Origin of the sequence: Dolichospermum planctonicum, assembly GCF_005402965.1 — a bacterium.
In the GTDB taxonomy this organism is placed as follows: Bacteria; Cyanobacteriota; Cyanobacteriia; order Cyanobacteriales; family Nostocaceae; genus Dolichospermum; species Dolichospermum planctonicum.
Genome location: NZ_BJCF01000001.1, coordinates 187,125 through 211,345, shown reverse-complemented (window position 1 = coordinate 211,345; position 24,221 = coordinate 187,125). Strand labels below are relative to the sequence as shown.

The 24,221-nt window shown below is 38.5% G+C and carries 27 protein-coding genes; 14 read left to right on the top strand and 13 right to left on the bottom strand.

From position 1 onward, the window contains the following. The first annotated feature begins 80 nt into the window (after nt 1–80). Entirely contained in the window at nt 81–1,256 is a 1,176-nt protein-coding gene (locus FFO06_RS01005; RefSeq protein ID WP_137906360.1) for a class I SAM-dependent methyltransferase, read from the top strand. On the opposite strand, the gene FFO06_RS01000 is transcribed toward FFO06_RS01005, so the two are convergent. After that, a complete protein-coding gene (locus tag FFO06_RS01000; protein ID WP_137906359.1) occupies nt 1,253–1,921 on the bottom strand; it encodes a hypothetical protein in 669 nt (222 codons plus the stop codon). The genes FFO06_RS01005 and FFO06_RS01000 overlap by 4 nt on opposite strands. Next, nucleotides 1,918–2,391, bottom strand: a complete 474-nt coding sequence (locus tag FFO06_RS00995; protein ID WP_137906358.1) for a type I restriction enzyme HsdR N-terminal domain-containing protein — start codon at nt 2,389–2,391, stop codon at nt 1,918–1,920. Before FFO06_RS00995 ends, FFO06_RS01000 begins: the two co-directional genes overlap by 4 nt. Nucleotides 2,392–2,900: 509 nt before the next feature. Here FFO06_RS00995 and FFO06_RS00985 point away from each other — a divergent pair. The 8 genes from FFO06_RS00985 (at nt 2,901) to FFO06_RS00950 (ending at nt 9,211) form a co-directional block, all read left to right on the top strand. After that, complete coding sequence (locus FFO06_RS00985; RefSeq protein ID WP_137906357.1) at nt 2,901–3,362, top strand: ATP synthase subunit I; 462 nt, start codon at nt 2,901–2,903, stop codon at nt 3,360–3,362. Nucleotides 3,363–3,414: 52 nt separating this feature from the next. Continuing rightward, a complete protein-coding gene (atpB, locus tag FFO06_RS00980; RefSeq protein WP_028091266.1) occupies nt 3,415–4,170 on the top strand; it encodes a F0F1 ATP synthase subunit A in 756 nt (251 codons plus the stop codon). 164 nt (nt 4,171–4,334) lie between these two features. After that, on the top strand, nt 4,335–4,580 hold the full coding sequence (gene atpE, locus FFO06_RS00975) for an ATP synthase F0 subunit C (protein ID WP_137906356.1): 246 nt from the start codon (nt 4,335–4,337) through the stop codon (nt 4,578–4,580). 144 nt (nt 4,581–4,724) lie between these two features. Then, nucleotides 4,725–5,216 (top strand): F0F1 ATP synthase subunit B', encoded by a 492-nt coding sequence (locus tag FFO06_RS00970; protein WP_137906355.1) that lies wholly within the window; start codon nt 4,725–4,727, stop codon nt 5,214–5,216. A gap of 140 nt (nt 5,217–5,356) precedes the next feature. Beyond that, complete coding sequence (locus tag FFO06_RS00965; RefSeq protein WP_137906354.1) at nt 5,357–5,920, top strand: F0F1 ATP synthase subunit B; 564 nt, start codon at nt 5,357–5,359, stop codon at nt 5,918–5,920. Further along, nucleotides 5,917–6,471, top strand: a complete 555-nt coding sequence (gene atpH / locus FFO06_RS00960) for an ATP synthase F1 subunit delta (RefSeq protein WP_137906353.1) — start codon at nt 5,917–5,919, stop codon at nt 6,469–6,471. Before FFO06_RS00965 ends, atpH begins: the two co-directional genes overlap by 4 nt. Nucleotides 6,472–6,579: 108 nt before the next feature. Beyond that, nucleotides 6,580–8,100 carry a F0F1 ATP synthase subunit alpha gene (gene atpA, locus FFO06_RS00955; RefSeq protein WP_028084038.1) on the top strand — a complete coding sequence of 507 codons (1,521 nt, stop codon included), beginning with the start codon at nt 6,580–6,582 and terminating at the stop codon, nt 8,098–8,100. Between the two features lie 163 nt (nt 8,101–8,263). Next, nucleotides 8,264–9,211, top strand: coding sequence for a F0F1 ATP synthase subunit gamma (locus FFO06_RS00950; protein ID WP_137906352.1), 948 nt, complete (start codon nt 8,264–8,266; stop codon nt 9,209–9,211). Nucleotides 9,212–9,534: 323 nt separating this feature from the next. Here the strand turns inward: FFO06_RS00950 and FFO06_RS00945 are convergent, their stop codons facing one another. The 6 genes from FFO06_RS00945 to FFO06_RS00915 form a co-directional block, all read right to left on the bottom strand. After that, the gene (locus FFO06_RS00945) at nt 9,535–10,710 is read right to left on the bottom strand and encodes a DNA cytosine methyltransferase (RefSeq protein WP_137906351.1); all 1,176 of its coding nucleotides are present in this window, start codon (nt 10,708–10,710) and stop codon (nt 9,535–9,537) included. Between the two features lie 129 nt (nt 10,711–10,839). After that, complete coding sequence (locus FFO06_RS00940; protein ID WP_137906350.1) at nt 10,840–11,052, bottom strand: type II toxin-antitoxin system HicB family antitoxin; 213 nt, start codon at nt 11,050–11,052, stop codon at nt 10,840–10,842. A gap of 1 nt (nt 11,053) precedes the next feature. Then, the gene (locus FFO06_RS00935) at nt 11,054–11,281 is read right to left on the bottom strand and encodes a type II toxin-antitoxin system HicA family toxin (protein ID WP_137906349.1); all 228 of its coding nucleotides are present in this window, start codon (nt 11,279–11,281) and stop codon (nt 11,054–11,056) included. After that, the gene (locus FFO06_RS00930) at nt 11,253–11,435 is read right to left on the bottom strand and encodes a helix-turn-helix transcriptional regulator (protein ID WP_137906348.1); all 183 of its coding nucleotides are present in this window, start codon (nt 11,433–11,435) and stop codon (nt 11,253–11,255) included. Before FFO06_RS00930 ends, FFO06_RS00935 begins: the two co-directional genes overlap by 29 nt. A 20-nt stretch (nt 11,436–11,455) precedes the next feature. Then, nucleotides 11,456–11,791: a XisI protein gene (locus tag FFO06_RS00925; RefSeq protein ID WP_137906347.1), complete on the bottom strand. Its 336-nt coding sequence runs from the start codon at nt 11,789–11,791 to the stop codon at nt 11,456–11,458. Nucleotides 11,792–12,007: 216 nt separating this feature from the next. Further along, complete coding sequence (locus FFO06_RS00915) at nt 12,008–13,387, bottom strand: DNA cytosine methyltransferase (protein ID WP_137906346.1); 1,380 nt, start codon at nt 13,385–13,387, stop codon at nt 12,008–12,010. Nucleotides 13,388–13,641: 254 nt separating this feature from the next. Between FFO06_RS00915 and FFO06_RS21760 the strand changes: the two genes are divergently transcribed. Beyond that, complete coding sequence (locus FFO06_RS21760; RefSeq protein ID WP_236097043.1) at nt 13,642–13,788, top strand: hypothetical protein; 147 nt, start codon at nt 13,642–13,644, stop codon at nt 13,786–13,788. A 42-nt stretch (nt 13,789–13,830) separates the two neighbouring features. Here FFO06_RS21760 and FFO06_RS00910 read toward each other — a convergent pair whose 3' ends face one another. The 4 genes from FFO06_RS00910 to FFO06_RS21050 all read right to left on the bottom strand — a co-directional run bounded on the left by FFO06_RS00910 (nt 13,831) and on the right by FFO06_RS21050 (nt 18,909). Continuing rightward, complete coding sequence (locus FFO06_RS00910) at nt 13,831–14,142, bottom strand: HigA family addiction module antitoxin (protein WP_137906345.1); 312 nt, start codon at nt 14,140–14,142, stop codon at nt 13,831–13,833. A gap of 76 nt (nt 14,143–14,218) precedes the next feature. Then, a complete protein-coding gene (locus FFO06_RS00905) occupies nt 14,219–14,497 on the bottom strand; it encodes a type II toxin-antitoxin system RelE/ParE family toxin (protein ID WP_137906344.1) in 279 nt (92 codons plus the stop codon). 66 nt (nt 14,498–14,563) lie between these two features. After that, the gene (locus tag FFO06_RS00900; protein WP_137906343.1) at nt 14,564–18,550 is read right to left on the bottom strand and encodes a magnesium chelatase subunit H; all 3,987 of its coding nucleotides are present in this window, start codon (nt 18,548–18,550) and stop codon (nt 14,564–14,566) included. 221 nt (nt 18,551–18,771) lie between these two features. Continuing rightward, nucleotides 18,772–18,909, bottom strand: a complete 138-nt coding sequence (locus FFO06_RS21050; RefSeq protein ID WP_162501159.1) for a hypothetical protein — start codon at nt 18,907–18,909, stop codon at nt 18,772–18,774. A gap of 2 nt (nt 18,910–18,911) precedes the next feature. Here FFO06_RS21050 and FFO06_RS21045 point away from each other — a divergent pair, with 2 nt between their 5' ends. The 4 genes from FFO06_RS21045 to FFO06_RS00880 all read left to right on the top strand — a co-directional run bounded on the left by FFO06_RS21045 (nt 18,912) and on the right by FFO06_RS00880 (nt 21,479). Then, a complete protein-coding gene (locus tag FFO06_RS21045) occupies nt 18,912–19,175 on the top strand; it encodes a hypothetical protein (RefSeq protein WP_162501158.1) in 264 nt (87 codons plus the stop codon). A 229-nt stretch (nt 19,176–19,404) separates the two neighbouring features. Further along, nucleotides 19,405–20,373, top strand: coding sequence for a hypothetical protein (locus tag FFO06_RS00890; RefSeq protein ID WP_137906342.1), 969 nt, complete (start codon nt 19,405–19,407; stop codon nt 20,371–20,373). A gap of 395 nt (nt 20,374–20,768) precedes the next feature. Continuing rightward, nucleotides 20,769–21,062, top strand: a complete 294-nt coding sequence (locus FFO06_RS00885; protein WP_137906341.1) for a hypothetical protein — start codon at nt 20,769–20,771, stop codon at nt 21,060–21,062. Nucleotides 21,063–21,071: 9 nt separating this feature from the next. Next, on the top strand, nt 21,072–21,479 hold the full coding sequence (locus FFO06_RS00880; protein WP_028083800.1) for a type II toxin-antitoxin system VapC family toxin: 408 nt from the start codon (nt 21,072–21,074) through the stop codon (nt 21,477–21,479). Nucleotides 21,480–22,107: 628 nt separating this feature from the next. Here FFO06_RS00880 and FFO06_RS00875 read toward each other — a convergent pair. After that, nucleotides 22,108–24,093: an N-6 DNA methylase gene (locus FFO06_RS00875; protein ID WP_137906340.1), complete on the bottom strand. Its 1,986-nt coding sequence runs from the start codon at nt 24,091–24,093 to the stop codon at nt 22,108–22,110. Between the last annotated feature and the right edge of the window lie 128 nt (nt 24,094–24,221).

Sequence of the window (24,221 nt, the reverse complement as noted above, 5' to 3'; positions counted from 1 at the left end):
GTAAATCCTCACCACAAATAATACATTTGCCCAAAATCCCCCTATCCGTTAAAATCAGAAATGCTGCGTTACCCGTAATTATGTCCAACTCCCAAGTCAGTGCTGCTGTTGCGAAACTCTATGATACCTACCCTTTCCCTCCAGAACCCATTCTAGATCAACCACCACCAGGTTATAATTGGCGCTGGAATTGGTTAGCTGCTTACAATTTTTGTACCGGGAGAAAACCCGAAAATCAACATATCCGTATTTTAGATGCTGGTTGTGGTTCAGGGGTAGGAACAGAATATTTAGTACATCTTAACCCCCATGCACAGGTAGTAGGCATAGATTTAAGTGCGGGAACTTTAGAAGTAGCAAAAAAACGCTGTCGAAGCTCCGGTGCTGACCGTGTAGAATTTCATCATCTGAGTATCTATGATGTTGAACAGATACCAGGACAATTTGATCTAATTAATTGCGTTGGTGTGCTTCATCATTTACCCGATCCTATTCCTGGTATTCAAGCATTAGCGAAAAAACTTGCCCCAGGTGGATTAATGCACATCTTTGTCTATGGAGAAATAGGAAGATGGGAAATACAACTAATGCAACAAGCGATCGCACTTCTCCAAGGTAACAAACGTGGTGACTATCAAGATGGTGTTCACATTGGTAGAAAAATCTTTGCTTCTTTACCAGAAAATAACCGTATTGTCAAGCGCGAACAAGAAAGATGGTCATTAGAAAATCAGCGGGATGAATGTTTTGCTGATATGTACGTACATCCCCAGGAAACTGATTACAATATTGATACATTATTTACATTAATAGACGCTTCTGGCTTAGACTTTGTAGGCTTCTCAAATCCTAGTTTTTGGCAATTGGAAAATTTGTTAGAAAAAGCACCGGAGTTAATTGAGCGAGCAGCAGAACTCACCGAACGTCAACGGTACAGATTAGTAGAATTATTGAATCCAGAAGTAGCACATTATGAATTTTTTCTCAGTCGTCCTCCCTTACCCAAAACCGATTGGTCAGCAGATAACTTATTAGCAGCTATTCCCGAACTTAACCCCTGTATAGATGGTTTTCCCAGTCAATGTATATTTAACTATGATTATCAAATTGTTAACTTATCACCAGCAGAATTAGAATTTATGCAAAACTGTGATAGTATATCTACCGTAGCCGAGATTTTAACCAAAGTCCAGTTTGGGTTAGATGGAGTGAGAAATCTTTGGAAACAACATCTTATTTTACTGACACCCGGTTAAGTAGAAGAAAACCAAATTTGGGGAAGTTCATCTACATCTTCCACCAAAAAATCTCGATACACCCAGATTCGAGAAGCTTTGTAGAGATCACTAAGAATAGGTTTTAATACACCATTTTTATCCCAAGGTTGAAGATCAGAATCTAGTTCACAGAAGCCGACCCATGAATATCCTTGTTGTTGCAAATCCTCAGCCCTGACAAGGATTGCAGCCAGTACAGCCATATCATAAGGTTTTAGGGAAGTATCCATTGCACCAATAGAAACTTGCCTTTCCAGCATAGACTCTGAAAGTGGAAAAACATTCAAATTTGGATGTTTAGCTAATGAAATCAATCTTTCTGGAACTTTGGTTAGTTCATTAGCAACTAATCCATCAAACTGATTAAATACTCGAAACGCTGCATTGGCATCTTCTGTAGTCAGTTTCCCTGCTGTTTTAGCCCATTTGACAAATTTACGTAAATCTTCAGAACGAGAGCGTGGAGTGAATCGTCGGGGTATAGTTTCACGCGCTTCTGTTAGGCAGATAGCAGGTAGATATAACTCAAACTCTCCAGCTTCCGCTAGTGAAAGCAATTGAGATGCTTGTTGACTCTGTAAATGTGCAGGTGCAACAATATCTACCACCCAGTTTGTTTCGACAAAAACCGCTTGAGGCTTCATTTTACAAATTTACTCCACGCCCTAGGTCCACCAGCCCTGATTTCACCAAGTCGCAGAAGATTGATTATCCGGCCACCAAACAAATTTCTCAAATCATCTGGTAAACTGTCTGTACTGGTTTGAAGTTTCAATTTCTCTAGCCATCGCTGAACTTGTGATTCAAACTCAAGGTAAGGGTTTCCCTGCCATTGCTCATCTGCTGGTGGTAATAAGTAATTTGGAAGCTTTGCTTCACCAACTACGCGAATTGATGAACCATGAGAGTCATCAAAAGAATCCTGGAGGACAATAACACGCTCTCCTGCCACAAGTAAGCCAATGGAGCAACCAAATTCAATCATTAAGCGTTCAAGCTGATTCATACCATATTGACGTTGCTTGCTAACATCATTGGATTTTACTTCAACAATAATCAAATATTCTCCATCTGGACTGGTGACAATAATATCTGGATGTGATATTTTTTCCATAGAAATGTCGAATTTTAATTCATGAAAAGCTGTGATGGTAAATCTACCGTAGCAGAGATTTTAACCAAAGTCCAGTTTGGGTTAGATGGAGTCAGAAATCTTTGCAAACAACATCTCATTTTACTGACACCCGGTTAAGTATAATGGCGTAATTTAATTGCTAATTTAGCGATCGCTCTTTAAGAAATTATTGAGAGTGATCGGCTAAAATCATTTATTGCTATTTATGTCTATTGAGGAGACACTAGGAAAACCCTCCATAGTTCTGCCACATTGGCGGATATTTTAACCTAAGTCGAGCTAGACTTAAACCGAGTCAGACACCTTTGCCAACAACAACTACTCTTACTGATCCCCGCCGCATAAAAAATAAGTAAGAAATGATGCTGTCACCACTGACCAAAAATAAGTTAATTGTTTTTTTCTAAAGTATTGTTACCGCGACGTGATATGATTTGGCTGACTGGATGTGCGGTCATCATATTTAAACTGTACTAGTTTCAAATGCCGTGAGCTTGTCAGACGAACCAATTACGCCCAATCAGACAGCACAACAAGATGAGAAATCTGGTTTTGAGGACACAAAACCAGTCTACGCCTCCATGGAGGAGTTTTATCAACTCTATCGAGAGTTGATATTGATCACACTTGTTTTAACAGGGATAATCTTTATCTCCGTCTGGATTGCTTATTCACCAAACATTGCTCTAAATTATTTATTAGGGGCGTGTGCAGGTGTGCTTTACTTGAGGATGTTGGCGAAAGATGTTGAAAGGTTAGGAAGGGAAAAACAAGAACTGAGCAAAACTCGGTTAGCCTTGTTAGTAGTGCTGATTCTCCTGGCATCACGGTTGAATCAACTGCATATACTACCCATATTCTTGGGATTTCTGACCTACAAAGCCACACTCATCATCTATGTAGTTAGGTTAGCGCTAATCTCTGACTCATCCACGCTCCGGCAACCTTAAAACGCTCCTCTTCTCCAGGTAAAATTGGAGAAACGATTGAATTGGAAAGAAAATGCTGAATTTTCTGAATGTCTACTCCCTTCCGCTTGCTGAATTGGAAGTGGGTAAACACCTGTACTGGCAAATAGGCAACTTGAAGCTACATGGTCAGGTGTTTCTCACATCTTGGTTTGTTATTGGCGTACTCGTCCTAGCTTCCGTCTTGGCCAGTAGTAACGTCAAAAGGATTCCTAGTGGCTTACAAAACTTGATGGAGTACGCCCTAGAATTTATTCGAGATTTGGCCAAAAACCAGATTGGCGAGAAAGAATATCGCCCCTGGGTGCCGTTCGTAGGCACTTTGTTTTTGTTCATTTTTGTGTCAAATTGGTCAGGGGCACTAGTTCCTTTTAAGTTAATTCATCTGCCAGAGGGCGAACTGACAGCACCCACAAGCGACATTAACACAACTGTTGCCTTAGCGTTGTTGACATCGTTAGCGTATTTTTATGCAGGATTCAGCAAAAAGGGTTTAGGTTATTTCGGTAACTATGTGCAACCAGTTTCCTTCATGTTGCCATTCAAGATTATTGAAGATTTCACAAAACCCCTGTCCCTAAGCTTCCGTTTATTCGGTAACATCTTAGCTGATGAACTAGTCGTGGGAGTGCTGGTACTATTAGTACCCTTGTTCGTGCCTCTGCCAGTAATGGCTTTGGGACTATTTACCAGCGCCATTCAAGCACTAATTTTTGCCACCCTCGCAGCAGCCTATATCGGCGAAGCGATGGAAGATCATCATGGCGAAGAGCATGAGGGAGAACACTAAACCCCCTCAGATGAAAACAGTCAGCCATTAGCGGCAACAGGAAACAGGTGACGGTTAACAGGTGACAGAAATTAATCATCTAAAAACTGACAACTGACAACTGACCACTTACCACTGACAAATACAACACCCAACCGTATCTCTAAAAGTAAGGAAAGAATATCATGGATTCATTAGTTGCTGCTGCTTCCGTTATCGCCGCTGCTCTAGCTGTAGGTTTAGCTGCAATCGGCCCCGGTATTGGTCAAGGTAATGCAGCAGGACAAGCTGTAGAAGGTATTGCTCGTCAACCAGAAGCTGAAGGCAAAATTCGCGGTACATTGCTATTAAGTTTGGCGTTCATGGAAGCTTTAACCATCTACGGTCTAGTAGTTGCTCTAGTGCTACTGTTTGCTAACCCCTTCGCATAATCACAACTGAGTTCTGACTGCGGGCGTGAGCAATCATGTCTGAACAGAAAGTTATGAATTTATACTCATAACTGATGAAATGACTAGTCCACGTAAGCTATCAGAACTCAGCATTAACATTAATGTAGATAGGAATAAGCAATCATGACACACTGGATCACCTTATTGGCCGTGGAAGAAGTTGCCAAGGAAGGGGGACTGTTTGATCTAGATGCTACTCTGCCCTTAATGGCAATCCAGTTTCTAGTATTAGCCCTGATATTGAACGCAACTCTTTACAAGCCCTTGGGTAATGCGATTGATGGCCGGAATGAATATATCCGTACCAATAATTTAGAAGCCCAAGAACGCTTATCAAAAGCCCAAGCATTAGCCCAGCAATACGAACAAGAGCTTGCTCAAAGCAGAAGACAAGCTCAAGCAATTGTTGCTCAAGCCCAAGCCGAAGCCCAAAAAATCGCTGCTCAAAACATCGCCGCAGCGCAACAAGAAGCCCAGGTACAGCGAGAAAAAGCAGCCAGTGAAATTGAGCAGCAAAAACAACAGGCTCTAGCTTCCTTGGAAACACAAGTAGATGCTCTCAGTCGCCAAATCCTAGAGAAGCTGTTAGGTGCTGATTTAGTAAGTCAACGCTAACTTGTGAAAACGGTCATTGGTCATGGGTGATTAGTAGTCATTAGTTATTGGTATTGAAAACAACTAACAAATGACGACTGACAACGGACGACTGACAAAAAATTTGGAAAATTGGCAGCGCAGTTAGTGGATAAAGAATCATGGGGACTTTTTTACTGTTGATGACGGAAGCCAGCGCCGTCGGAGGTGAATTGGCACTAAGCAAGGGAGAAAGTGGGTTTAGTCTAAATACCAATATTTTAGATACTAACCTGATTAACCTGGCTATTATTATTACTGTGTTGGTTGTATTTGGCAGCAAGGTTTTGGGTAGTACCTTAAAATCTCGCCGAGAAAATATTGAATCAGCAATTAAGAGTGCAGAGCAGAAGGTAGCAGAAACCGCAGCCAAATTGAAAGAGGCACAGCAAAAGCTGGAACTTGCTCAAGGAGAAGCTCAAAGAATCAAACAAACAGCCGAATTAAACGCCCAGACGGCTAAAGATGCAATTTTAGCCCAATCCGCTGTAGATATTCAACGGATGCAAGAAGCAGGAGCGGCTGATTTGAATTCTGAACTAGAAAGAGTGATAACTCAACTAAGACAAAAAGTAGTCTTACAAGCACTACAAAAAGTTGAAGGACAACTCAAAGCTGGTATTAGCGACGATGCTCAACAGGCTTTAATTGCTCGTAGCATCGCACAACTGGGAGGCGAGATATGAAAAGTAATGCAGCAGCAGCTGAAATATCCCAGCCTTATGCACAGGCACTATTGTCCATTGCTCAGTCTCAAAACTCAACAGAAGAAATTGGGACAGATGCCAGAACTTTTCTGGGTTTATTAACAGGTAGCCAAGAACTGAATAACTTTTTGGCCAATCCCTTTGTGAAACCAGAGAACAAAAAAAATCTGCTCAAACAATTACTTGGAGAAGGTGTAAGCCCATACCTGCGTAATTTTTTACTGCTGTTAGTTGACAGAAGACGCATTGCCTTCAGTGAACCAATTTTACAGCAGTATCTAGTGCTATTACGCCAGTTAAATCAAACTGTATTGGCGGAAATTACCTCTGCTGTTCCTCTGACAGAAAGCCAACAGCAAGCAATTACAGAAAAGGTAATTACGCTTACCAAAGCTGCAAAAGTAGAATTAGCTACCAAAATAGACAGCGACTTAATTGGTGGTGTAATTATCAAAGTTGGTTCTCAAGTGATTGACGCTAGTTTGCGTGGTCAACTACGTCGTCTCTCTTTGCGTTTAAGCAGTAACTAAATGGGTAATAGGTAATAGGTAATGGGTAATGGGTAAAATTTTCCCCCATCACCAATCACCAATCACCAATTATCATTAACTTCTTTGTGAAACTAATTAGCACGACAAATGAGCATTTCCATTAGACCAGACGAAATCAGCAGCATTATCCAACAACAAATCGAGCAATACGACCAAGAGGTTAAAGTTGCTAACGTTGGTACAGTGTTACAAGTTGGTGACGGGATTGCCCGGATTTATGGCTTGGAAAAAGCTATGGCTGGGGAACTCCTAGAATTTGAAGATGGCACCATTGGTATCGCCCAAAACTTAGAAGAAGATAACGTCGGTGCGGTATTGATGGGTCAAGGTCGGGACATTCAAGAAGGTAGCTCCGTCACCGCTACCGGTAAAATCGCCCAAGTAGCTGTGGGTGAAGCTTTAATTGGTCGGGTTGTAGATGCTTTAGGTCGTCCCATTGATGGTAAAGGTGATCTCAAAACCACCGAAAGTCGGTTAATTGAATCCCCCGCCCCTGGTATTATCGCTCGTCGCTCCGTCCATGAACCGATGCAAACAGGGATCACCGCTATTGATTCCATGATTCCCGTCGGCCGTGGTCAACGGGAATTAATCATTGGTGACCGACAAACCGGGAAAACAGCGATCGCTATTGATACCATCATTAACCAAAAGGGTGAAGATGTTGTTTGCGTTTACGTAGCTGTCGGTCAAAAAGCTTCCACCGTTGCTAACGTAGTCCAAACCTTACAAGAAAAAGGCGCTATGGACTACACCGTAGTTGTAGCAGCTAACGCCAGTGACCCAGCTACTTTACAATACTTAGCTCCCTACACCGGTGCTAGTATTGCTGAGTATTTCATGTACAAAGGCAAAGCGACCTTAATTATTTACGATGACCTTTCTAAGCAAGCACAGGCCTACCGCCAAATGTCCTTGCTGTTGCGTCGTCCACCCGGTCGGGAAGCTTATCCTGGAGATGTATTCTACATCCACTCCCGCTTATTAGAACGCGCTGCTAAATTGAGCGACGAATTGGGTAAAGGTAGTATGACTGCTTTACCAATTATCGAAACCCAAGCTGGTGACGTATCCGCATATATTCCTACCAACGTAATTTCTATTACTGACGGTCAGATTTTCTTGTCTTCTGACTTGTTTAACTCTGGTATCCGTCCCGCTGTTAACCCCGGTATCTCTGTATCCCGCGTAGGTTCTGCGGCTCAAACCAAAGCCATGAAAAAAGTTGCTGGGAAAATTAAACTGGAATTGGCTCAGTTTGATGACTTACAAGCTTTCGCTCAATTCGCTTCTGATTTAGATAAAGCTACTCAAGATCAGTTGGCTCGTGGTGCGCGTTTACGGGAATTGTTAAAACAGCCTCAAAACGACCCTCTTTCCGTCGCTGAACAAGTAGCAGTTCTTTACGCTGGTATTAATGGTTATTTAGATGACATTGCAGTTAATCAAGTAACTACCTTTGTTAGAGGTTTACGTGATTACCTGAAGAATGTTAATACCGCTTATTACCAAGGCGTACAAGGAACAAAAGTTCTCGGTGATGCAGAAGAAACTGCTTTGAAAGCAGCGCTAACCGAGTTCAAAAAGACCTTCCAAGCAGCAGCGTAAAAATTTTGGATTTTGGATTTTGGATTTTGGATTAAATAGACTCGTCCCGAAATTAAATATCAGCCCATAGAATACAGGGATTTGATGTTTTTTGCAGATGAGTCTCATCTAAAATCCGAAATTCCGAATCTAAAATCTAAAATCTAAAATCTAAAATCGGATTATGGCTAATCTCAAATCAATACGTGATCGCATTCAGTCGGTCAAAAACACCAAGAAAATCACGGAAGCTATGCGGCTTGTTGCAGCGGCCAGGGTTCGTCGCGCTCAAGAACAGGTAATTGCTACCCGTCCCTTTGCTGACCGTTTAGCACAAGTATTATTTGGCTTACAAACCAGACTGCGTTTTGAAGATGTGGACTTACCCCTACTGAAAAAACGCGAAGTTAAATCAGTCGGCTTGTTAGTAATTACGGGCGATCGCGGTTTATGTGGTGGTTACAACAGTAACGTCATCCGTCGCGCTGAGAACCGTGCCAAAGAACTTCAAGCTGAAGGTATAGACTATACTTATGTATTAGTCGGACGTAAGGCTACCCAATACTTTCAACGCCGGAATCAGCCTATTGATGCTACCTACAGCGGTTTAGAACAAATTCCTACCGCCGCCGAAGCGACCAATATCGCTGATGAACTGCTTTCTCTATTCCTTTCTGAAAAAGTAGACCGGATTGAGCTAGTTTATACAAAATTTGTCTCCTTGGTTAGTTCTCGTCCTGTAGTCCAAACCCTTCTCCCTTTGGATACCCAGGGTTTAGAAGCAGCGGATGATGAAATTTTCCGTTTAACTACCCGTGGTGGTCAATTCCAAGTAGAACGGGAAAAGGTAACTAGTACAGTTGCTCCTTTACCCCGCGATATGATTTTTGAACAAGATCCAGTGCAAATCCTGGATTCTTTGCTACCTTTATATCTGAGCAATCAGTTATTACGGGCATTACAAGAATCAGCGGCTAGTGAACTAGCAGCACGGATGACAGCGATGAGTAACGCTAGTGATAACGCGGGTGAGTTGATTAAAACTCTATCTTTGTCTTACAACAAAGCTCGTCAAGCCGCAATTACCCAGGAACTACTGGAAGTTGTCGGTGGTGCAGAAGCGTTGACTTAATTTGGTAATTGGTGATTGGTAATTGGTATAGGGATTCTCCATTCAGTGAGATACAAGAACCCCACCCTCAACCCCCTCCCCGCTTGCGAGGAGGGGATTATGATGTATATCATGTAATTATAGCCGTAGCCAGGTTAATTATGACACTGCTTCCACCACACAAATTTGGCTTGTTGTTTCTCATGCGCGCGATCGCACCTCCAAACCCCAAAACTTTGGAATATGATTTGTATGGATTATGATCTAGTTGAAAATCATATACGAGATATGTTACAGAAAATTGATAAATCTTTTGCTGAATTGGCTACAAAATAGACACTTTTCTATAAATAAAAAAGTGATAATTGTTCAGCTATCTCTTTACCCTTCGATTTGTTTCCATGAATTAAGTTAAAGAGATAACTACCAATTTCCTTCGCAAGTAATACAGGAACTGCATTACCAATTTGTTTATATTTAGAACTTACAGAACCATAAAAAATCCAATCATCTGGAAATGTTTGAATCCTTGCAGACTCCCGCACAGTTAAACAACGTAATTCTACAGGATGGCACATATCTGTAGCTTTTTGATGGGGACTTGTAGTAATTGTTGGTGAAGGTTTATCCCAGAATAGTCTTCTATAAAAACCAACTTTTCCACCTCCAGAATTGTAAGCACCTCCCATTGCTTCTTTTTTTAACTCTTCTGGTAAATATCTCCAGTTTTGTCCAGCTTTTAATAATTTCAAATACTTTAAACGATTTTCTGAATAAGACATATATTCTGGTTCTGCATCAACTAACCCAGTGAGAGCGTCTTTTAATGTCCTCCATTTAGGTAAAGTTTTTCCATCTTTGCAATATTGGGGAATAGGAAATGTAGCAATTTCCCCATCTCGTGAACCAATAAATATTACACGTTCTCTATTTTGTGGTACTCCATAATCTGCTGCTTCTAAAAGGTTGTAAACTACGTTATATTCTATTGCTTGCATTTCTGATAATACCACTTTTAAAGCAGAACCAGGCATTTCATCAGGTTCTAAAGGTGGGTAATCTTTTCTGCGTTGATTAATTGGTCTGTGACGCAGAGGAGCAGAAAGCAAACCTTTAACATTTTCCATTAAGAAAAAACGGGGTTGGACTTCTTTAACAATGCGAATAAAATCCATAAATAAACTACCGCGAAGGTCCATAACTGAACCTCTTTTTCCTGCGGTGCTAAATGGTTGACATGGGGGACCACCTGTGACTAAATCTACTTCACCAGGTTGTAAAGCACGGCCTAAATTGAAAACTCTTCCTCCTTCTTGCAGTAATTCTTGAGAACTAACATTTTGTATTTCTCTGGGAATAGCACTTTCTTGAAGAAAGGGACGATTAAGAGCAATAGTTTTGACAGCATCACGATCTTTTTCTACTACAGTTACAGTGTGAAAACCTGCTTGTTCTAATCCTAAATCTAGACCATAAGCACCTGTAAATAATGAAATAGAAATAGCTTTACCATCTATCACGGTTCTTGCTCCCAATTCTGAATATCACTAATTATATACTCCTTGAGTCTATTATATCTTTTATATCCAATAAAAGCGATTTCTAGGTCGCGCAACGCTTACGCTCTTTTCAGATCCCAAAATCATCAGTTAAGCTGACATGAAACGCTGTGTAGGTTCAGGAATTTTTCGACCTAACTCTTGAGCAGTTTCTATCCATTCCTGCATAATAATTTCTATATTTTGCAGTGCTTCTTGATAAGTTTCTCCATCAGCAGCACATCCCGGTAAATCTGGAACTTCTGCAATAAATGATTGGTCTTCTTGACTCCAATAGAGATTAATTTCATAGCGCAGAGTCATCTTAACCTCCTAGCTGATATTTAAGTAACATTTCCCGGACTTGTTTAACTTGATATGCTTTGGCTTTTCCTTGTTTGGGTTGAAGGTTCAATATTTCTTCAACTCCTTGTTTTGTAAAAATGTGGTGACTACCACGAATTCTTTCATCAAATCCTAATCTGATCAAGAGTTGACACAATTGCTCAAAGGATATATTTTCATCAGATGCGCCTAATGGATTTTTCACCATTAATAATTTCTTGAATTGTTTGATAAGATATTCCTAAAACTTCGGCAAAATCGTGATAATTAATTTCTAAATCATCTAAAATATCTGATATTACTTCACCTGGATGTATTGGTCTTGCTAATCTCTCATCAGTAATATTTTGCCAATTATTCATAATTAATATTCCTTAAATAATTAACCCACAGCATATTCTGTAAACTTCCTCATAAAAGGAGACTGAAAACCTAACACAATATCCTTTTTACTCACTCCCGCAGCTACTAAATTAGCAGCAATATCATCCTCAGTACCATTCCATTGCAGCCAAATTTTACCACCTTTAATATCAATATGAATGATACAACTATGTACCCAATTTTGACCTTCCCAACCAACATGAACTATTTGATAATGATCACGTTGTGTATCAAAAATCGTCTCAACTTCTATATTGCCGTAAGCTGGTTGTGCTTCACCATATTCTTTTAATATTTCTTGAACTATTTGACGGTATTGAGTTAATTTATCCATTGAAAAATCACCTCTTTCTATACATCATAAATTACCATTTTTACACTACGAAGAAGTATGGCAGATTCGTAATTTTGTTTTTGAAGTTCAGCTTCTGCAAAATAGGTTTTAAAATTTTACGCCTTTTATACTCATCTATAAGACCCTTGATAAAACCTTCTAGATAACCTTTAATTTCTGCACGAGTTTTTGAACTAATAGCTGCCATATTCAAAATTAAACCGATAGAATGATTGTTAACAATGCCTTTGCTAAATGGTAAATGACAGGAATAGAAACTGCATTACCAAATTGATGTTTGGCTGTATTTTCATTATCCGCTATTTTGAAACTTTTAGGAAATCCTTGTAATCTTGCGTAATTTTCTGCGGTTAAAGGTTTAAATCGCTTTGGTTGATAAATTTTTTTGATAAATGTTTGCTTATATGCTTCAGGTTCTTCACATTCTATAGATATAGTAGCCACATAATCTCTTGTTCCAGTTGCGGTTAAAGTTCCAATCGCATCAGCATGAGGTAAAAATATTTTAGAAATACCATTAATACCTGAAGAAATTTTAGAATTTACAAATTCATAACCTTTACCTTCTACAAGACGAAGAATTTCTTTGTCTACTAAGCTGTTAATTTCTGCAATCTGTAAATTAGAAGTTAAAGATTCTAATACTTCAAATTTTAAAGGATTACCATCTTTTTCACCATAAATTTTCTTTCTTCTATTTTTTAAAATAGTTTGACATATTAACTTTTCTCTATAATTTGTTTCTATTAATTCCCAAGAATGAATTGTAGTATGTCCATCTCTAATATCAGCAAAAGTAAAGAAATCGTTTAATTCATCTATTTTTTGGAATCTGCCTCTAGAAGCTGGAATTTTGCCATCATTAAATAAAACTTCTGGAGGAAATTTCTTTTTAGGAAAATTAGTTTTTTCAATTCCAGGAATTATATCATAAAGTTTTAAGCGTTTATTTAATGGTTTAGGAAAAGTAAACCCCCAATAATTTGCAATATCATTTCTAATACCAACAATAAATATTCTGTCTCTATCTTGAGGTAAACCAAAATCATAGGAATTTAGCACCTGATATTTAACTATATAGCCAAATGATGTTAAATTACTAAGTATATATTCTAAACTTTGTCTGTTTCTTGGCTCGGTTAAACCCTTGACATTCTCAAATATAAATGATTTAGGTTTATTAACTTCTACAACTCTAAAAACATCAAGCCATAGTTTACCTCTGGGGTCATCTAAACCTTGCATTTTACCTGCTATAGACCAAGGTTGACAAGGCACACCACCAACTATTAAATCTATTTCAAAAGGTAATTTGTTTAAATTTGTAATATCTCCTAAATATGGTTCATCTGCATTATGATCACTAATAAAATTATTTTTATAAACCTTAATAGCTTCTTTATCTATTTCTGAATATCCTAAACAAATTCCTCCTAATTCTTCTAAAGGAATTCTAAATCCACCTATTCCAGCAAATAAATCTACAAATGTAAACTTTCTTGTACAACTTATAATTTTAGTCGGTTGGAATAATTGAAATAATTCTAATTGTTGAGCATGAGCGCTGCTTTCCATAAGGTTTATGAGTAAAGTTCTAAATAGATTTTCACATTCTATACTGTCACCAGTAAAGCGATTCCTAGGTCGCGCAACGCTTACGCATTCCCCACATCCTCAAACAGCGAACTGCTTGCAGCAGCGTAACGCTTACGCAATTACACATCACAAAAAAGCGAACTGATTGCAGCAGCGCAACGCTTACGCCTAAATTCATCACCAGAATAAAAAATGATAAGATACTAATAAAATTTTATTCATATTAGAAACTTATGAACGTGAGTTTTGCGATACCAAAAGAACTTGAGTCTTATCTTGAGATTCAGCTTCAATCTGGCAATTATGATACTGTAGCGGACTATTTTTTGATGTTGTTGCAGCAAGATAAACTGCGTAAGGATGCTCAAGCAAATATTTGAATGGATGGAGGTAAATAGAGAGTAATAAAATTCATATTTATTCTACACTAATGTCATAACTTTATTATATTCTTCCTTATGACTTTGCAAAGCATCCCAGACATCAACCTTTTGCTGAAGATTCAACCAAAGTCTATGTCCATTTCCTAAAGCTTTACCAAGACGAATTGCAATATCTACTGTAATGGATTTTTCACCATTAATAATTTCCTGAATTGTTTGATTAGATACTCCTAAAATTTCAGCAAAATTGCTAGGATTAATATCTAAATCATCTAAAATATCTGCAATTACTTCACCAGGATGTATTGGTCTTACTAATCTATCTTGAGTAATATCTTGCAAATTATTCATAATCAATACTCCTTAATAAATTTTACTACAGTTAGTTAACAAGCTCTACACAATTAATATCATATTAACACAGGATTTAATGATAATCTTCAAGATTAACATCATAAGCATCACCATCTTCAAATTTAAAAGTTATCCGCCAGTTTCCTGATACCTTAATTGACAAAGTTCCTTTTCTGTCTCCTTTTAATTCATGCAAATCATATCCCGGTAATCTAATATCCTCTACAATTAAAGCTGAGTCTATAACTTCAAGTCTGATTCTAATTTTATTTTCTAAATTTGCGGGAACTCCTTTATTAAAATTTTCTTTAAACAGATTTTCTAAGGATTTATTTTTAAATGTTTGAATCATCTATCTTTTATTTGTTAATTTTATCTGATTATTAAGGAGGCAGGTAAAAAACCTGCCCATCTAAACCTATTCTATACCCTCAATCCGATTTTCGACCTCCTGATACAACTCTCTCAACCGGTCTAAATTCTCCTCACTCGTCTCCCAATAACCGCGTCCATTCATTTCCAACAAAGTAGAAACAATCTTGCGGAAAGAATGAGGATTGAGATTCATCAACCGCTTTTGCATTTCCTCATCTTTGATGAAGGTTTCGTTTGTGTCCTCATAAATCCAATTATCCACAGCACCAGCAGTCGCACTCCAACCAGTAGTATTAACCAACCGCTTAGAAAGTTCGCGCACACCTTCGTAACCGTGAGATAACATCCCCTCATACCATTTGGGATTTAACAACTTCGTCCGCGCATCTAAACGCACAGTTTCTGATAAAGTTCTCACCTGTGCATTCGCAGTAGTTGTATCTGCAATGTAAGAAGATGGTTTCTTACCATCTGCACGCAGACTTGCTACTAACTTAGTCGGATCTGAGTCAAAATAGTGGGAAACATCAGTTAAACTGATTTCCGAAGAATCGAGATTCTGGAAAGTTGCATCAGCAGTCTTCAAAGTCGTTTCAAAAATCTCTCTTGACTCATCCATAACCCCAGGATTATCAGAATTGAAAGAGAAAGATTTGCGCTTCAAATACATTTCCTGTAACTCAGCTTCACTGTCCCAAGTGCTATTCTCCACCGCTAAGTTAATATTAGAAGAATAAGAACCAGAAGCATTAGAGAAAACGCGAGTTGCAGCTTGACGCAGATTTATTCCCATGTCCTCCGCTTGTTTCAAAGCGTGCTTGCGGACAAAGTTCATTTCCAAGGGTTCATCAGCTTCTGCTGCCATTTTTACACCTTGATCCAGCAAGTTCATTTGGTTAATGAACAAGTCGCGGAATACACCAGAACAATTGATCACTACATCAATTCTAGGACGACCCAATTCTTCCAAAGGTATCAATTCCAACTTATTCACCCGTCCCAAAGCATCGGGAACTGGACGCACTCCCACCATCCACATAATTTGGGCGAGGGATTCGCCGTAGGTTTTGATGTTATCTGTACCCCAGAGGACACAGGCGATGGTTTCTGGCCAGTTGCCATCATTTTCTGACTTATTCCGCTCTAGCAGCCTATCCACGACGATTTTCGCCGATTGGACTGCGGCAGATGTGGGGATAGATTGGGGATCTAGTGCGTGGATATTTTTACCTGTGGGTAATACGTCAGGATTACGGATAGGATCACCACCAGGACCGGGGAGAATATACTCACCTTCTAAACCTTGCAATAAACCACCAAGTTCGTTATCTGCACAAACTTGTTTTAAGCAAAATTCCAAATATTCAAACAGGGGTTTTAACGCAGAAGTATCAACTTTGGGATAACCTGATTTGTGCAAAGATTCTACCCAAGGTTCTTTTCTCCCCATATTGAAGAAGTTCAACTTGGAAACCGCTATCACTCTACCTTCTGCGTCAATTTGTTCTTGAACTAAGGCTGTAACAGCCGCACGGGTAGCGAGGGTGATATCTTGTAGTAGTTGTACATCTGCCAAAATTCCGGCATCATTGTTTTTGTAGATATCCTCAATGTTGCGACCGAGACTTTTGGCAATAATTCCGGGTAAACCTTGAATTTCTTCCTCTTGTCGATCTAAACTAGCTATATTGACCAGAGTGGCGATCGCTTCTTCGGCAGTGGGAGGTTTACCAATCACGTGCAGTCCACAAGGTAATAAGCGCGATTCAATCTCCATTAACCGACGATAAACGTTACCAACGATATTATCCCGTTCCTCCGAGGTCATATCCTTAGAATCGGTTTCAGGAATGTGAATATCCTTGTCTAAGTTGACAATACGGCACTTATCCATGATGGAATTGACAATGGAAACACCGCGTCCTGTGTCTTTCAAAGTTTGGTAAGAAGCAATTAATTCGCTAAGTTCCTTCAACCCTTTGTATAAACCAGCATTTTCCGCAGGTGGTGTTAGGTAAGAAATTGTTTCTGCATAACTGCGACGTTTAGCGATTGTAGCTTCACTGGGGTTATTAGCTGCGTAATAATACAGATTGGGAATTGAGCCAATTAGTTGATCTGGGTAACAATCACCAGACATTCCCATTTGCTTACCGGGCATAAATTCCAATGAGCCATGTGTCCCAAAGTGTAACACTGCGTCAGCGCCCCAAATCCGTTCTAGATAGGTGTAATATGCTGCAAAACCGTGGTGGGGACTTGCGGAACGGGAGAATAACAACCGCATGGGGTCGCCTTCATAACCAAATGTCGGCTGCACACCAATGAACACATTACCAAATTGTTTCCCATAAATCAAGAGATTTTGGCCGTCGCTGTTCAAGTTTCCGGGAGGTGGTCCCCAGTTTTCTTCTAAGCGTTGGGAGTAGGGTGTCAGTGCTTCATATTCTGGCACAGACATTTTGTAAGCAATGTTGAGTTCGGGACTGTTGTATTGTGCTTGTGCGTCGTGGATGACTTGTTCTAGCAACTCTTGGGGGGTTTCGGGAATGTCCTGCACGTCATAACCGTTGTTTCTCAGTCCTTTCATGACTTCATGAATAGAACCGAATACGTCTAAATATGCGGCTGTACCCACGTTACCTTTGTCAGGGGGGAAGCTGAAAACGGTAATAGCAACTTTTTTGTCTAGTTTGGGTTTACGGCGCAGATTCGCCCATTTTAATGCCCGTTGAGCGACTATTTCTACCCTATCTTGTAAAGCGATCGCTCTGCCTGTTGCCCCATCTTTACCTGATAGGATAATAGGCTCGATTGCGCCGTCTAGTTCGGGTATAGCAATCTGTAAAGCCACTTGAATGGGATGTAACCCCAAATCGCTATCTAGCCATTCTTCGGTGGTTTGGAAGACCAAAGGCAAGGCTACCATGTAAGGGCGATTTAACCGTTTTAATGCTTCAATGGCTTTAGGATGATCCTGTCTAGCCGGTCCACCGACTAAAGCGAAACCAGTTAAGGATACTACCGCGTCTATTAACTGCATTTTGGTAATTGGTTCATAGAAGTAAGCTTCTATTGGTTTAGAGAAATCTAAACCACCTGCAAATACAGGGAGAACTCTTGCCCCTAATGATTCCAATTCCTGCACAATTGCCACATAATGGGCATCATCACCAGTAACGAGGTGAGTCCGTTGTAATACTAAACCTACGCATGGTGCAAGGGGATCTTTCAGGTGACTAGAAATGTCTTTGCGAGCAGAATACCAGTTCAGATATTCTCGCACATCCTCAAACATGGTTGGTGCTAAAGGATGCCAAATACCCATGTCTGGATAAACAACTGGAGCTTGATAGTCAGCAGCGACAAAGCTTTCTTTCTCTACGCCTTTTAGTACGTATTTATCAGCCAGCATCAGTAAAAAGTTTTCCAGGTTTTCCGCTGAACCACCTAGCCAATACTGAAAACTGAGCATGAAGTTTCTCGCGTCTTGTGCTTTTTCCATGGGTAGGAATTTCAGCACTTGGGGGAGAGTCCGCAATAACTTCAACATTCCGTCTTGGAAACCAGCGCCAGATTTCTCTTTGCGCTTTTTCATGAAGTTAGCAATTACGCTTTTAGATTGTCCTAACTGCGCCAAAGAGAAGCTACCCATTTTATTGAGGCGCATAACTTCGGGCATGGAGGGGAAGACAACGGATACATCTAAGTTATCACGATGGGGTTCGACTGCGGCAACTACTTTTTGTGCTAGGTCTTCAATAAAAATTAGAGAAGCAATGAATATATTAGCACTAGCTATATCACGTTTCAACTCCTCATAGTTTTCAGAGTTGCGTAGTTCTTCAATCAAGTATCCACTGATTTCTATGGCAACGCTGGGATGATTAGCGTTAATTTCCCGTACCGCTTGCGATAATGCACTTTGGTATTGGGATTCTAGCACGACATAGACAACCTTGATTAATTTACGTCCCCGTAAATCGTCAGGTGCAATATGTCTAATAGTGGACTTGACTTGGGTAAACATTCAAATAAGCTCCTTTTAGGCGTATTTCTGCGAAGTTCATGGCGGTTGATCTGGCCGTTTGTAACTTCAATTATCTTCCACAATAAGAGTTTTTTAGTAGAAAACTCCGATTTTGTGGGGGTTTTGTCCTATATCTGACATAAAATGATATAGAAAACAACACATTTATTAATGAATCTTAACAAAGAATACAGGTTCTCTCACCTGTTTTTAAATTTTGTTTACATAGCAGTTAATGGTGGTGTAGATATATAAAGAAATTTTAAGCAAGTATTGATACTGACAGTATTGTGATATTCTGGTTTTGAGTTGGGCAGCGATCGTTCAATTTTTCCGTATAATACGCTGATAACGTACATCTATGAACACTCGATCATCTCACTCTCAATCTAATGAAGCGGAAAATTGTGATAGTTCTACAACCAACGTTAATGGCATAACAATTTCTGTGGGTGATTTTAGCTTACAGTTTGGAGGAGTAAGCCGTAGCGAAGTAGATTGCACTAATGATGAACCTGACGAACTAGATGATGAACCTGACGAACCAGATGATGAACCCGACGAACTAGATGATGAACCTGACGAACCAGATGATGAACCTGACGAACCTATAGGAGATTCATGAAAAATGAAAATAAAACAGTGATCGGAGTCATCTATTGAACCAGGAATGATGGTCAGGAGCTAGAAGGTAAATCTTTTGAATGTTCCATATCTAAAATCACAAGCTGTAGCAATTACCATAGATGTGCGTAGCTTTCAAGATTAAATACTTATGAACTATAGACATATACGAAAAAGAATCTGAAACCCTTAACCTGTCTAGTCGAAAACCTAATTTCTGGAGATGTCTTATGCTACAACACGTTCGTCATATTCTAATTTGGGCGATCGCTCAATTTTTTTGTATGATGCGTAATACGCTGATAGAAATATCATCTAGAAAATTTCATCGCAAAGAAACCCCTTTTTTTGATGAAAAACTGACCTTTATTTACGGTCTTATTCCTTTTAATAAAGTAGAAAATTGTTTTGAAATAATAGTTTTTCTGTTCAGCAAAATAATGCCTTGGATTCAATTCTTGAAAGCTGAATCCCATCCAGATTTTATTCAAGAATTCAATCAAATTAAGCAGATTTGCAAAGGTTCTGGGGTTATTTATGAAATATATCCATACAATCAAAAATTGAATAAATTAGCTGCAATAGAAACTTTTTTAATAGGTTTCTTCTGGGGGATTTGTATAGGAATCTTTGCTTCATTCTCAATTTATTTGATAACTCTTAAAAGCCTTTGGTTTTTTGTTGTTATAGCCTCTATAACTTTAACCTTTCTTGTTTCTGTCATAGTTAGTTTTATTGTTTGTGGTATCTTTGCTCACACTAGATTTAGTTTTCTGGAATACTTATCAAAAAATACCTGTTATTTAATAACCAAAACTAAAGTTTATCATATTTTCAGATCATGGGATTATTTTGGAAAAGTCATTGAAGTGCCTGAAGTACAAATTTTTGAAATAAAAGGTCTTTGGCAACCGTCTTTTCGTATTCCTGAATCGTATAAGTATTGTAAAACAAATGCAGCTATTGTTAAGTTTTATATTAACGATGTTAATTATATTGAAAAAATAAAACAATTGGAAAACTTGGCAATTCAAGGTCACAATAATTACCAAAATAGAAGCTTTCCTTTTAAGATTCAGAAATTTCCTAATGACTTTGGATGTGAAACAGCACCCTTTTATATCTACTTAGTAGAATCATACGTTGAAGTTTCAGATTCACTTAATAATTGGTCAGAGCAGTTAAGACGGAAACGTTGAAAACAAGTGCGATCGCTGTTTTGGGGTGTTGGGGTGCGATAGCGTAAGCGCTGCTGCAAGCAGTTCGTTTAAAATTGGGGTAGTGCGTAAGCGTTGCGCTCCGTAGGAATCGCTGTTTGGGGATAAGTTGGGAGAGCGATAGCGCAAGCGCTGACTTGTCAGTTCGCTGTTTGGGGAATGTTGGGGTGCGATAGCGTAAGCGCTGCTGCAAGCAGTTCGTTTAAAATTAGGGTTGTGAGCGTAAGCGTTGCGGTGACCGAAGGTATCGCTGTTTGGGGATGTTGGGAGTGCGATAGCGCAAGCGCTGACTTGTCAGTTCGTTTAAAATTAGGGGGTTGGGAGCGATCGCTCCTGAGTTTAAATAAAATAGAATCATATAACCACAAAACCGCACTATGACTTCACGACTCGAAAATGCGATCGCTGCTATCCAACAGCTATCAGCTATAGAACGTCAACAACTGTTGCAAATCTTTACTCAAAGCAATTCATCCTCAAACTCTCAAACCGATCTTAAAAATCTCAATCATCAGTTTTGGCAAGATACCACGCTCAACGAACTCCTTGCCACACAGACCCCTATCACTGTACATAACCTTAAACATCTTGCTGTTGACTTTTGGCCTGAAGAAGACTCCATCGAAGATTTTCTCATCTTCCTACGACAACAACGCCAAGAAGTGATTTAAACAAACGCCATGAGTTTTTACCTCATTGACACTGATATCGCTTCTTTTATCTTCAAAGGTAGTGATTATGCCGACCCTTATTTACCTTATTTAACTGGTCAACAATTAGCAATGTCATTCATGACCGTAGCTGAACTGTTTCAGTGGGCAATTTTGCGTCAATGGGGAGATAGTCGTTTAACACAACTAGAACAATACCTATCTAACTACTTAATTATTCCAGTTGATCAATCACTTTGTCGAGAATGGGCGTATATTCGTGCCAAGCGACAAAGCGCAGGACGACCAATATCTCCACAAGATGCTTGGATTGCTGCAACGGCTTTACGCTATGACTTACCGCTAGTTACTCACAACATCAAAGACTTCTTGGATATTCCCAATCTCCGGCTTATTATCCCTTCATCCCCATTATGAAGGTCATAAATAAGAGCGATCGTCTAAAATTAGGGTTGTGTGCGTAAGCGTTGCGCTGCTGCAAGCAGTTCGTTTAAAATTGGGGTAGTTGTGTGCGTAAGCGTTGCGCTCTAACTAGATCCCCGACTTCTGAGCATAACAGATAATTAATTGATATGATCAAAGAAGAAGCCGGTGATCTTATAACCCACTTTATAATCTTCTTCCTCTGTGTCCTCTGTGTCTGGAGTGGTATGTCTTCGACACGCTACGCGAAGGTTATTTCTTCAAGTAGGAAAATTACAGATAAATCAATAAGCAAGAATTGGTTTGTGGTCAGTTATGATTTTTTTTGTCAGAATCAGGATAACCAGGATTAAAGGATTTACAGGATGTTATTTAATAATTGTTGGTGAAAATTTGGGGATGATTTTGTTTATCCTAATATAGCTAACGCCACGCTACGCTATCAGACAATTAGAACATTCACCACCAACAAACAAATGAGCAATTACATCCTGTAGATCCTCAAATCCTGGACATCCTGATTCTGACAATTACAAGATTCACCACCAAAAAAAACAAATCATCATTTATTAAAATAGTAATTTCACAGATTAATCAATCATCAAGAAGTGCGATATTAACACTATAAAAATAATACTTGCTTTGATGAAAAATTAACCAATTCCATACAGGCTTGTCTGGCTAATTCTCGTGCTTCAATTCTATCATCTATGGATCTTTTTACTATTTGTGTAATTCTTTCCTTTAGTTCACAGTTTTTAGGAATAGGTAAAATAATTTCACCTAGTCTATCACCTAATGAATCAATAATATCTTGAGTGAATCTTTTAGCTTTAATTTGCATCATCACAGGTTCAGAACTTAAAGCTGCTATTAATAAATAGGGAGATAATTTAGAATCATCTTTTATTCTCAACTTATAAATGTGACTTTGAAATACTATTCTCTTATCATATTTTGTAATATAAGCACAGTGTCCTACTAAATATGTTCCATCTCTAACCATAAGAATGTCACCTTCTCTAACATCTTGTTTAGTAGCAAGAGAACGATAAATTTCTTCACTTAAACAATGTTTAGGATTTCTTTTGATTTCCCAGTTAGAAATATCTGAAGTTCTCACGAATGGAATATCACCAGTTCCATAATTTTCTTTACCTACTTCATCACCTGTTGTCACATCTAGTAAACCCTGAGAAATTAATTCAGATATGGGAATCAAATGATGGGTATTTTGTAATCTTTGCAATTCATTAATTATCTCTGGGTTATAATAACGAGGAGCAAAAATATAATCTGTTATTTTGCTAAAATCTACTTCATAACCTAAACTAGAATTAACTAGGTTATTTCCTCTATATTTACGATAGTTTAAGACAATGGTTGGCAGATCATCCCTGCTATTTTTACGTCCCCTGCTATCATGTCCACATAATTTAGCTTCAGCCATAAAAATACCACTTGTTTGCTGTATTGCTTCCTTTTTCTTATGCAAGACTAATAAACAAGTTTTTGTATGAGTACCACTTTTTCCAGAAACTTTAAATAAGTCTTCTGGCATTCCCATAACGGCTTTTATTTCTGCCTGATCTTCAATATAATTAATAACATAGCGATAGGTTTTACTAGAAATTAGACTTTCTGGAACTACTAGACCTAAACGTCCTCCTGGTTTGACTAAAGACAGACATCTTTCAATAAATAATACTTGTGGAGGTACAGAAGATTGTAGTTCACTTAATTTAATAAATTTCTCTATTTTTTTATCTATTTGCCATTTATAACCTAATTCAAAAGTTCTTTGAGTGTTAGTAGAAGCTGCAACAATTCTAGTCCCAAATGGGGGATTGGCTAAAACAATATCAAAAGTTCCTAATTTTTCATGCAATGATTGATCTACATCCCAGGCTAACGAATCACCACAAAATATATTAGCTGATGTATTAGTAAATAAGGATAATCTAGCTGAAGCAAGACGAACTAAGTAATTATCTTTATCTATACCAAAAACATATTGATTTACTTCTTCTGATTCAACCCCTAAGTTGATAAGATGACGTGCTGCTGAATGTAAAAAACCTCCAGCACCACAAGCAGGATCTATGATTGTTTCACCTGCTTGTGGGTTAATTAATTCTACCAATAAGTCAATAGTATTTTGAGGAGTAAAAAACTGTCCTTCTTTTCCCTTAACAATAGAGCTAGTAAAAACTTCGTAAGCATCGCCAAAAGGATCGTAACTCCATTGGTTAATATCTAATATTTCTAATTTTTGATCAATAAAATCTAAACTGTTCTGATCTAGCTGTAATTTATCTTGAGAATTAAATAAGTTAGGTAGTAAAATGCAAATTTCTTTAAAAGTTCTTTGATATATTTGTTCAACACTTAAATTAGCATTATGGTCAATAACTATATTTTTGTCTTTTTTTAGATAAATCTTACAAAATAAACATTTAATAACTTCTTCTAATAAAGTTTCATCACGAGTAGCACCTATTAATTGACCTGCTAAATAGTTACGGATTTGGTTAAGTGCATCTTTGTAATCTAATACAAGAGAAAGTTGTGTAGTATTTTGATGAATCTTTTTAATTTTTTGTTTCATACAATTTAAGTGTTTATTTTTCACATTTTTCTAGGATAGCACCTTTCTTTCAATTTTTTGATATAGTGCTTTAGCGTTAATGTAGCTTGTACCAGGTATCGCTGTTTGGGATATTGGTATCTCGCTAA

Excerpts from the sequence above, each read along its gene's own strand:
- FFO06_RS01005 (WP_137906360.1), top strand. The coding sequence starts at position 81 with ATGTCCAACTCCCAAGTCAGTGCTGCTGTTGCGAAACTCTATGATACC.
- FFO06_RS01000 (WP_137906359.1), bottom strand. The coding sequence starts at position 1,921 with ATGAAGCCTCAAGCGGTTTTTGTCGAAACAAACTGGGTGGTAGATATT.
- FFO06_RS00995 (WP_137906358.1), bottom strand. The coding sequence starts at position 2,391 with ATGGAAAAAATATCACATCCAGATATTATTGTCACCAGTCCAGATGGA.
- atpB (WP_028091266.1), top strand. The coding sequence starts at position 3,415 with ATGCTGAATTTTCTGAATGTCTACTCCCTTCCGCTTGCTGAATTGGAA.
- atpE (WP_137906356.1), top strand. The coding sequence starts at position 4,335 with ATGGATTCATTAGTTGCTGCTGCTTCCGTTATCGCCGCTGCTCTAGCT.
- FFO06_RS00970 (WP_137906355.1), top strand. The coding sequence starts at position 4,725 with ATGACACACTGGATCACCTTATTGGCCGTGGAAGAAGTTGCCAAGGAA.
- FFO06_RS00965 (WP_137906354.1), top strand. The coding sequence starts at position 5,357 with ATGGGGACTTTTTTACTGTTGATGACGGAAGCCAGCGCCGTCGGAGGT.
- atpH (WP_137906353.1), top strand. The coding sequence starts at position 5,917 with ATGAAAAGTAATGCAGCAGCAGCTGAAATATCCCAGCCTTATGCACAG.
- atpA (WP_028084038.1), top strand. The coding sequence starts at position 6,580 with ATGAGCATTTCCATTAGACCAGACGAAATCAGCAGCATTATCCAACAA.
- FFO06_RS00950 (WP_137906352.1), top strand. The coding sequence starts at position 8,264 with ATGGCTAATCTCAAATCAATACGTGATCGCATTCAGTCGGTCAAAAAC.
- FFO06_RS00940 (WP_137906350.1), bottom strand. The coding sequence starts at position 11,052 with ATGACTCTGCGCTATGAAATTAATCTCTATTGGAGTCAAGAAGACCAA.
- FFO06_RS00935 (WP_137906349.1), bottom strand. The coding sequence starts at position 11,281 with ATGGTGAAAAATCCATTAGGCGCATCTGATGAAAATATATCCTTTGAG.
- FFO06_RS00930 (WP_137906348.1), bottom strand. The coding sequence starts at position 11,435 with ATGAATAATTGGCAAAATATTACTGATGAGAGATTAGCAAGACCAATA.
- FFO06_RS00925 (WP_137906347.1), bottom strand. The coding sequence starts at position 11,791 with ATGGATAAATTAACTCAATACCGTCAAATAGTTCAAGAAATATTAAAA.
- FFO06_RS00915 (WP_137906346.1), bottom strand. The coding sequence starts at position 13,387 with ATGGAAAGCAGCGCTCATGCTCAACAATTAGAATTATTTCAATTATTC.
- FFO06_RS21760 (WP_236097043.1), top strand. The coding sequence starts at position 13,642 with ATGAACGTGAGTTTTGCGATACCAAAAGAACTTGAGTCTTATCTTGAG.
- FFO06_RS00910 (WP_137906345.1), bottom strand. The coding sequence starts at position 14,142 with ATGAATAATTTGCAAGATATTACTCAAGATAGATTAGTAAGACCAATA.
- FFO06_RS00905 (WP_137906344.1), bottom strand. The coding sequence starts at position 14,497 with ATGATTCAAACATTTAAAAATAAATCCTTAGAAAATCTGTTTAAAGAA.
- FFO06_RS00900 (WP_137906343.1), bottom strand. The coding sequence starts at position 18,550 with ATGTTTACCCAAGTCAAGTCCACTATTAGACATATTGCACCTGACGAT.
- FFO06_RS21050 (WP_162501159.1), bottom strand. The coding sequence starts at position 18,909 with ATGTACGTTATCAGCGTATTATACGGAAAAATTGAACGATCGCTGCCC.
- FFO06_RS21045 (WP_162501158.1), top strand. The coding sequence starts at position 18,912 with ATGAACACTCGATCATCTCACTCTCAATCTAATGAAGCGGAAAATTGT.
- FFO06_RS00890 (WP_137906342.1), top strand. The coding sequence starts at position 19,405 with ATGCTACAACACGTTCGTCATATTCTAATTTGGGCGATCGCTCAATTT.
- FFO06_RS00885 (WP_137906341.1), top strand. The coding sequence starts at position 20,769 with ATGACTTCACGACTCGAAAATGCGATCGCTGCTATCCAACAGCTATCA.
- FFO06_RS00880 (WP_028083800.1), top strand. The coding sequence starts at position 21,072 with ATGAGTTTTTACCTCATTGACACTGATATCGCTTCTTTTATCTTCAAA.
- FFO06_RS00875 (WP_137906340.1), bottom strand. The coding sequence starts at position 24,093 with ATGAAACAAAAAATTAAAAAGATTCATCAAAATACTACACAACTTTCT.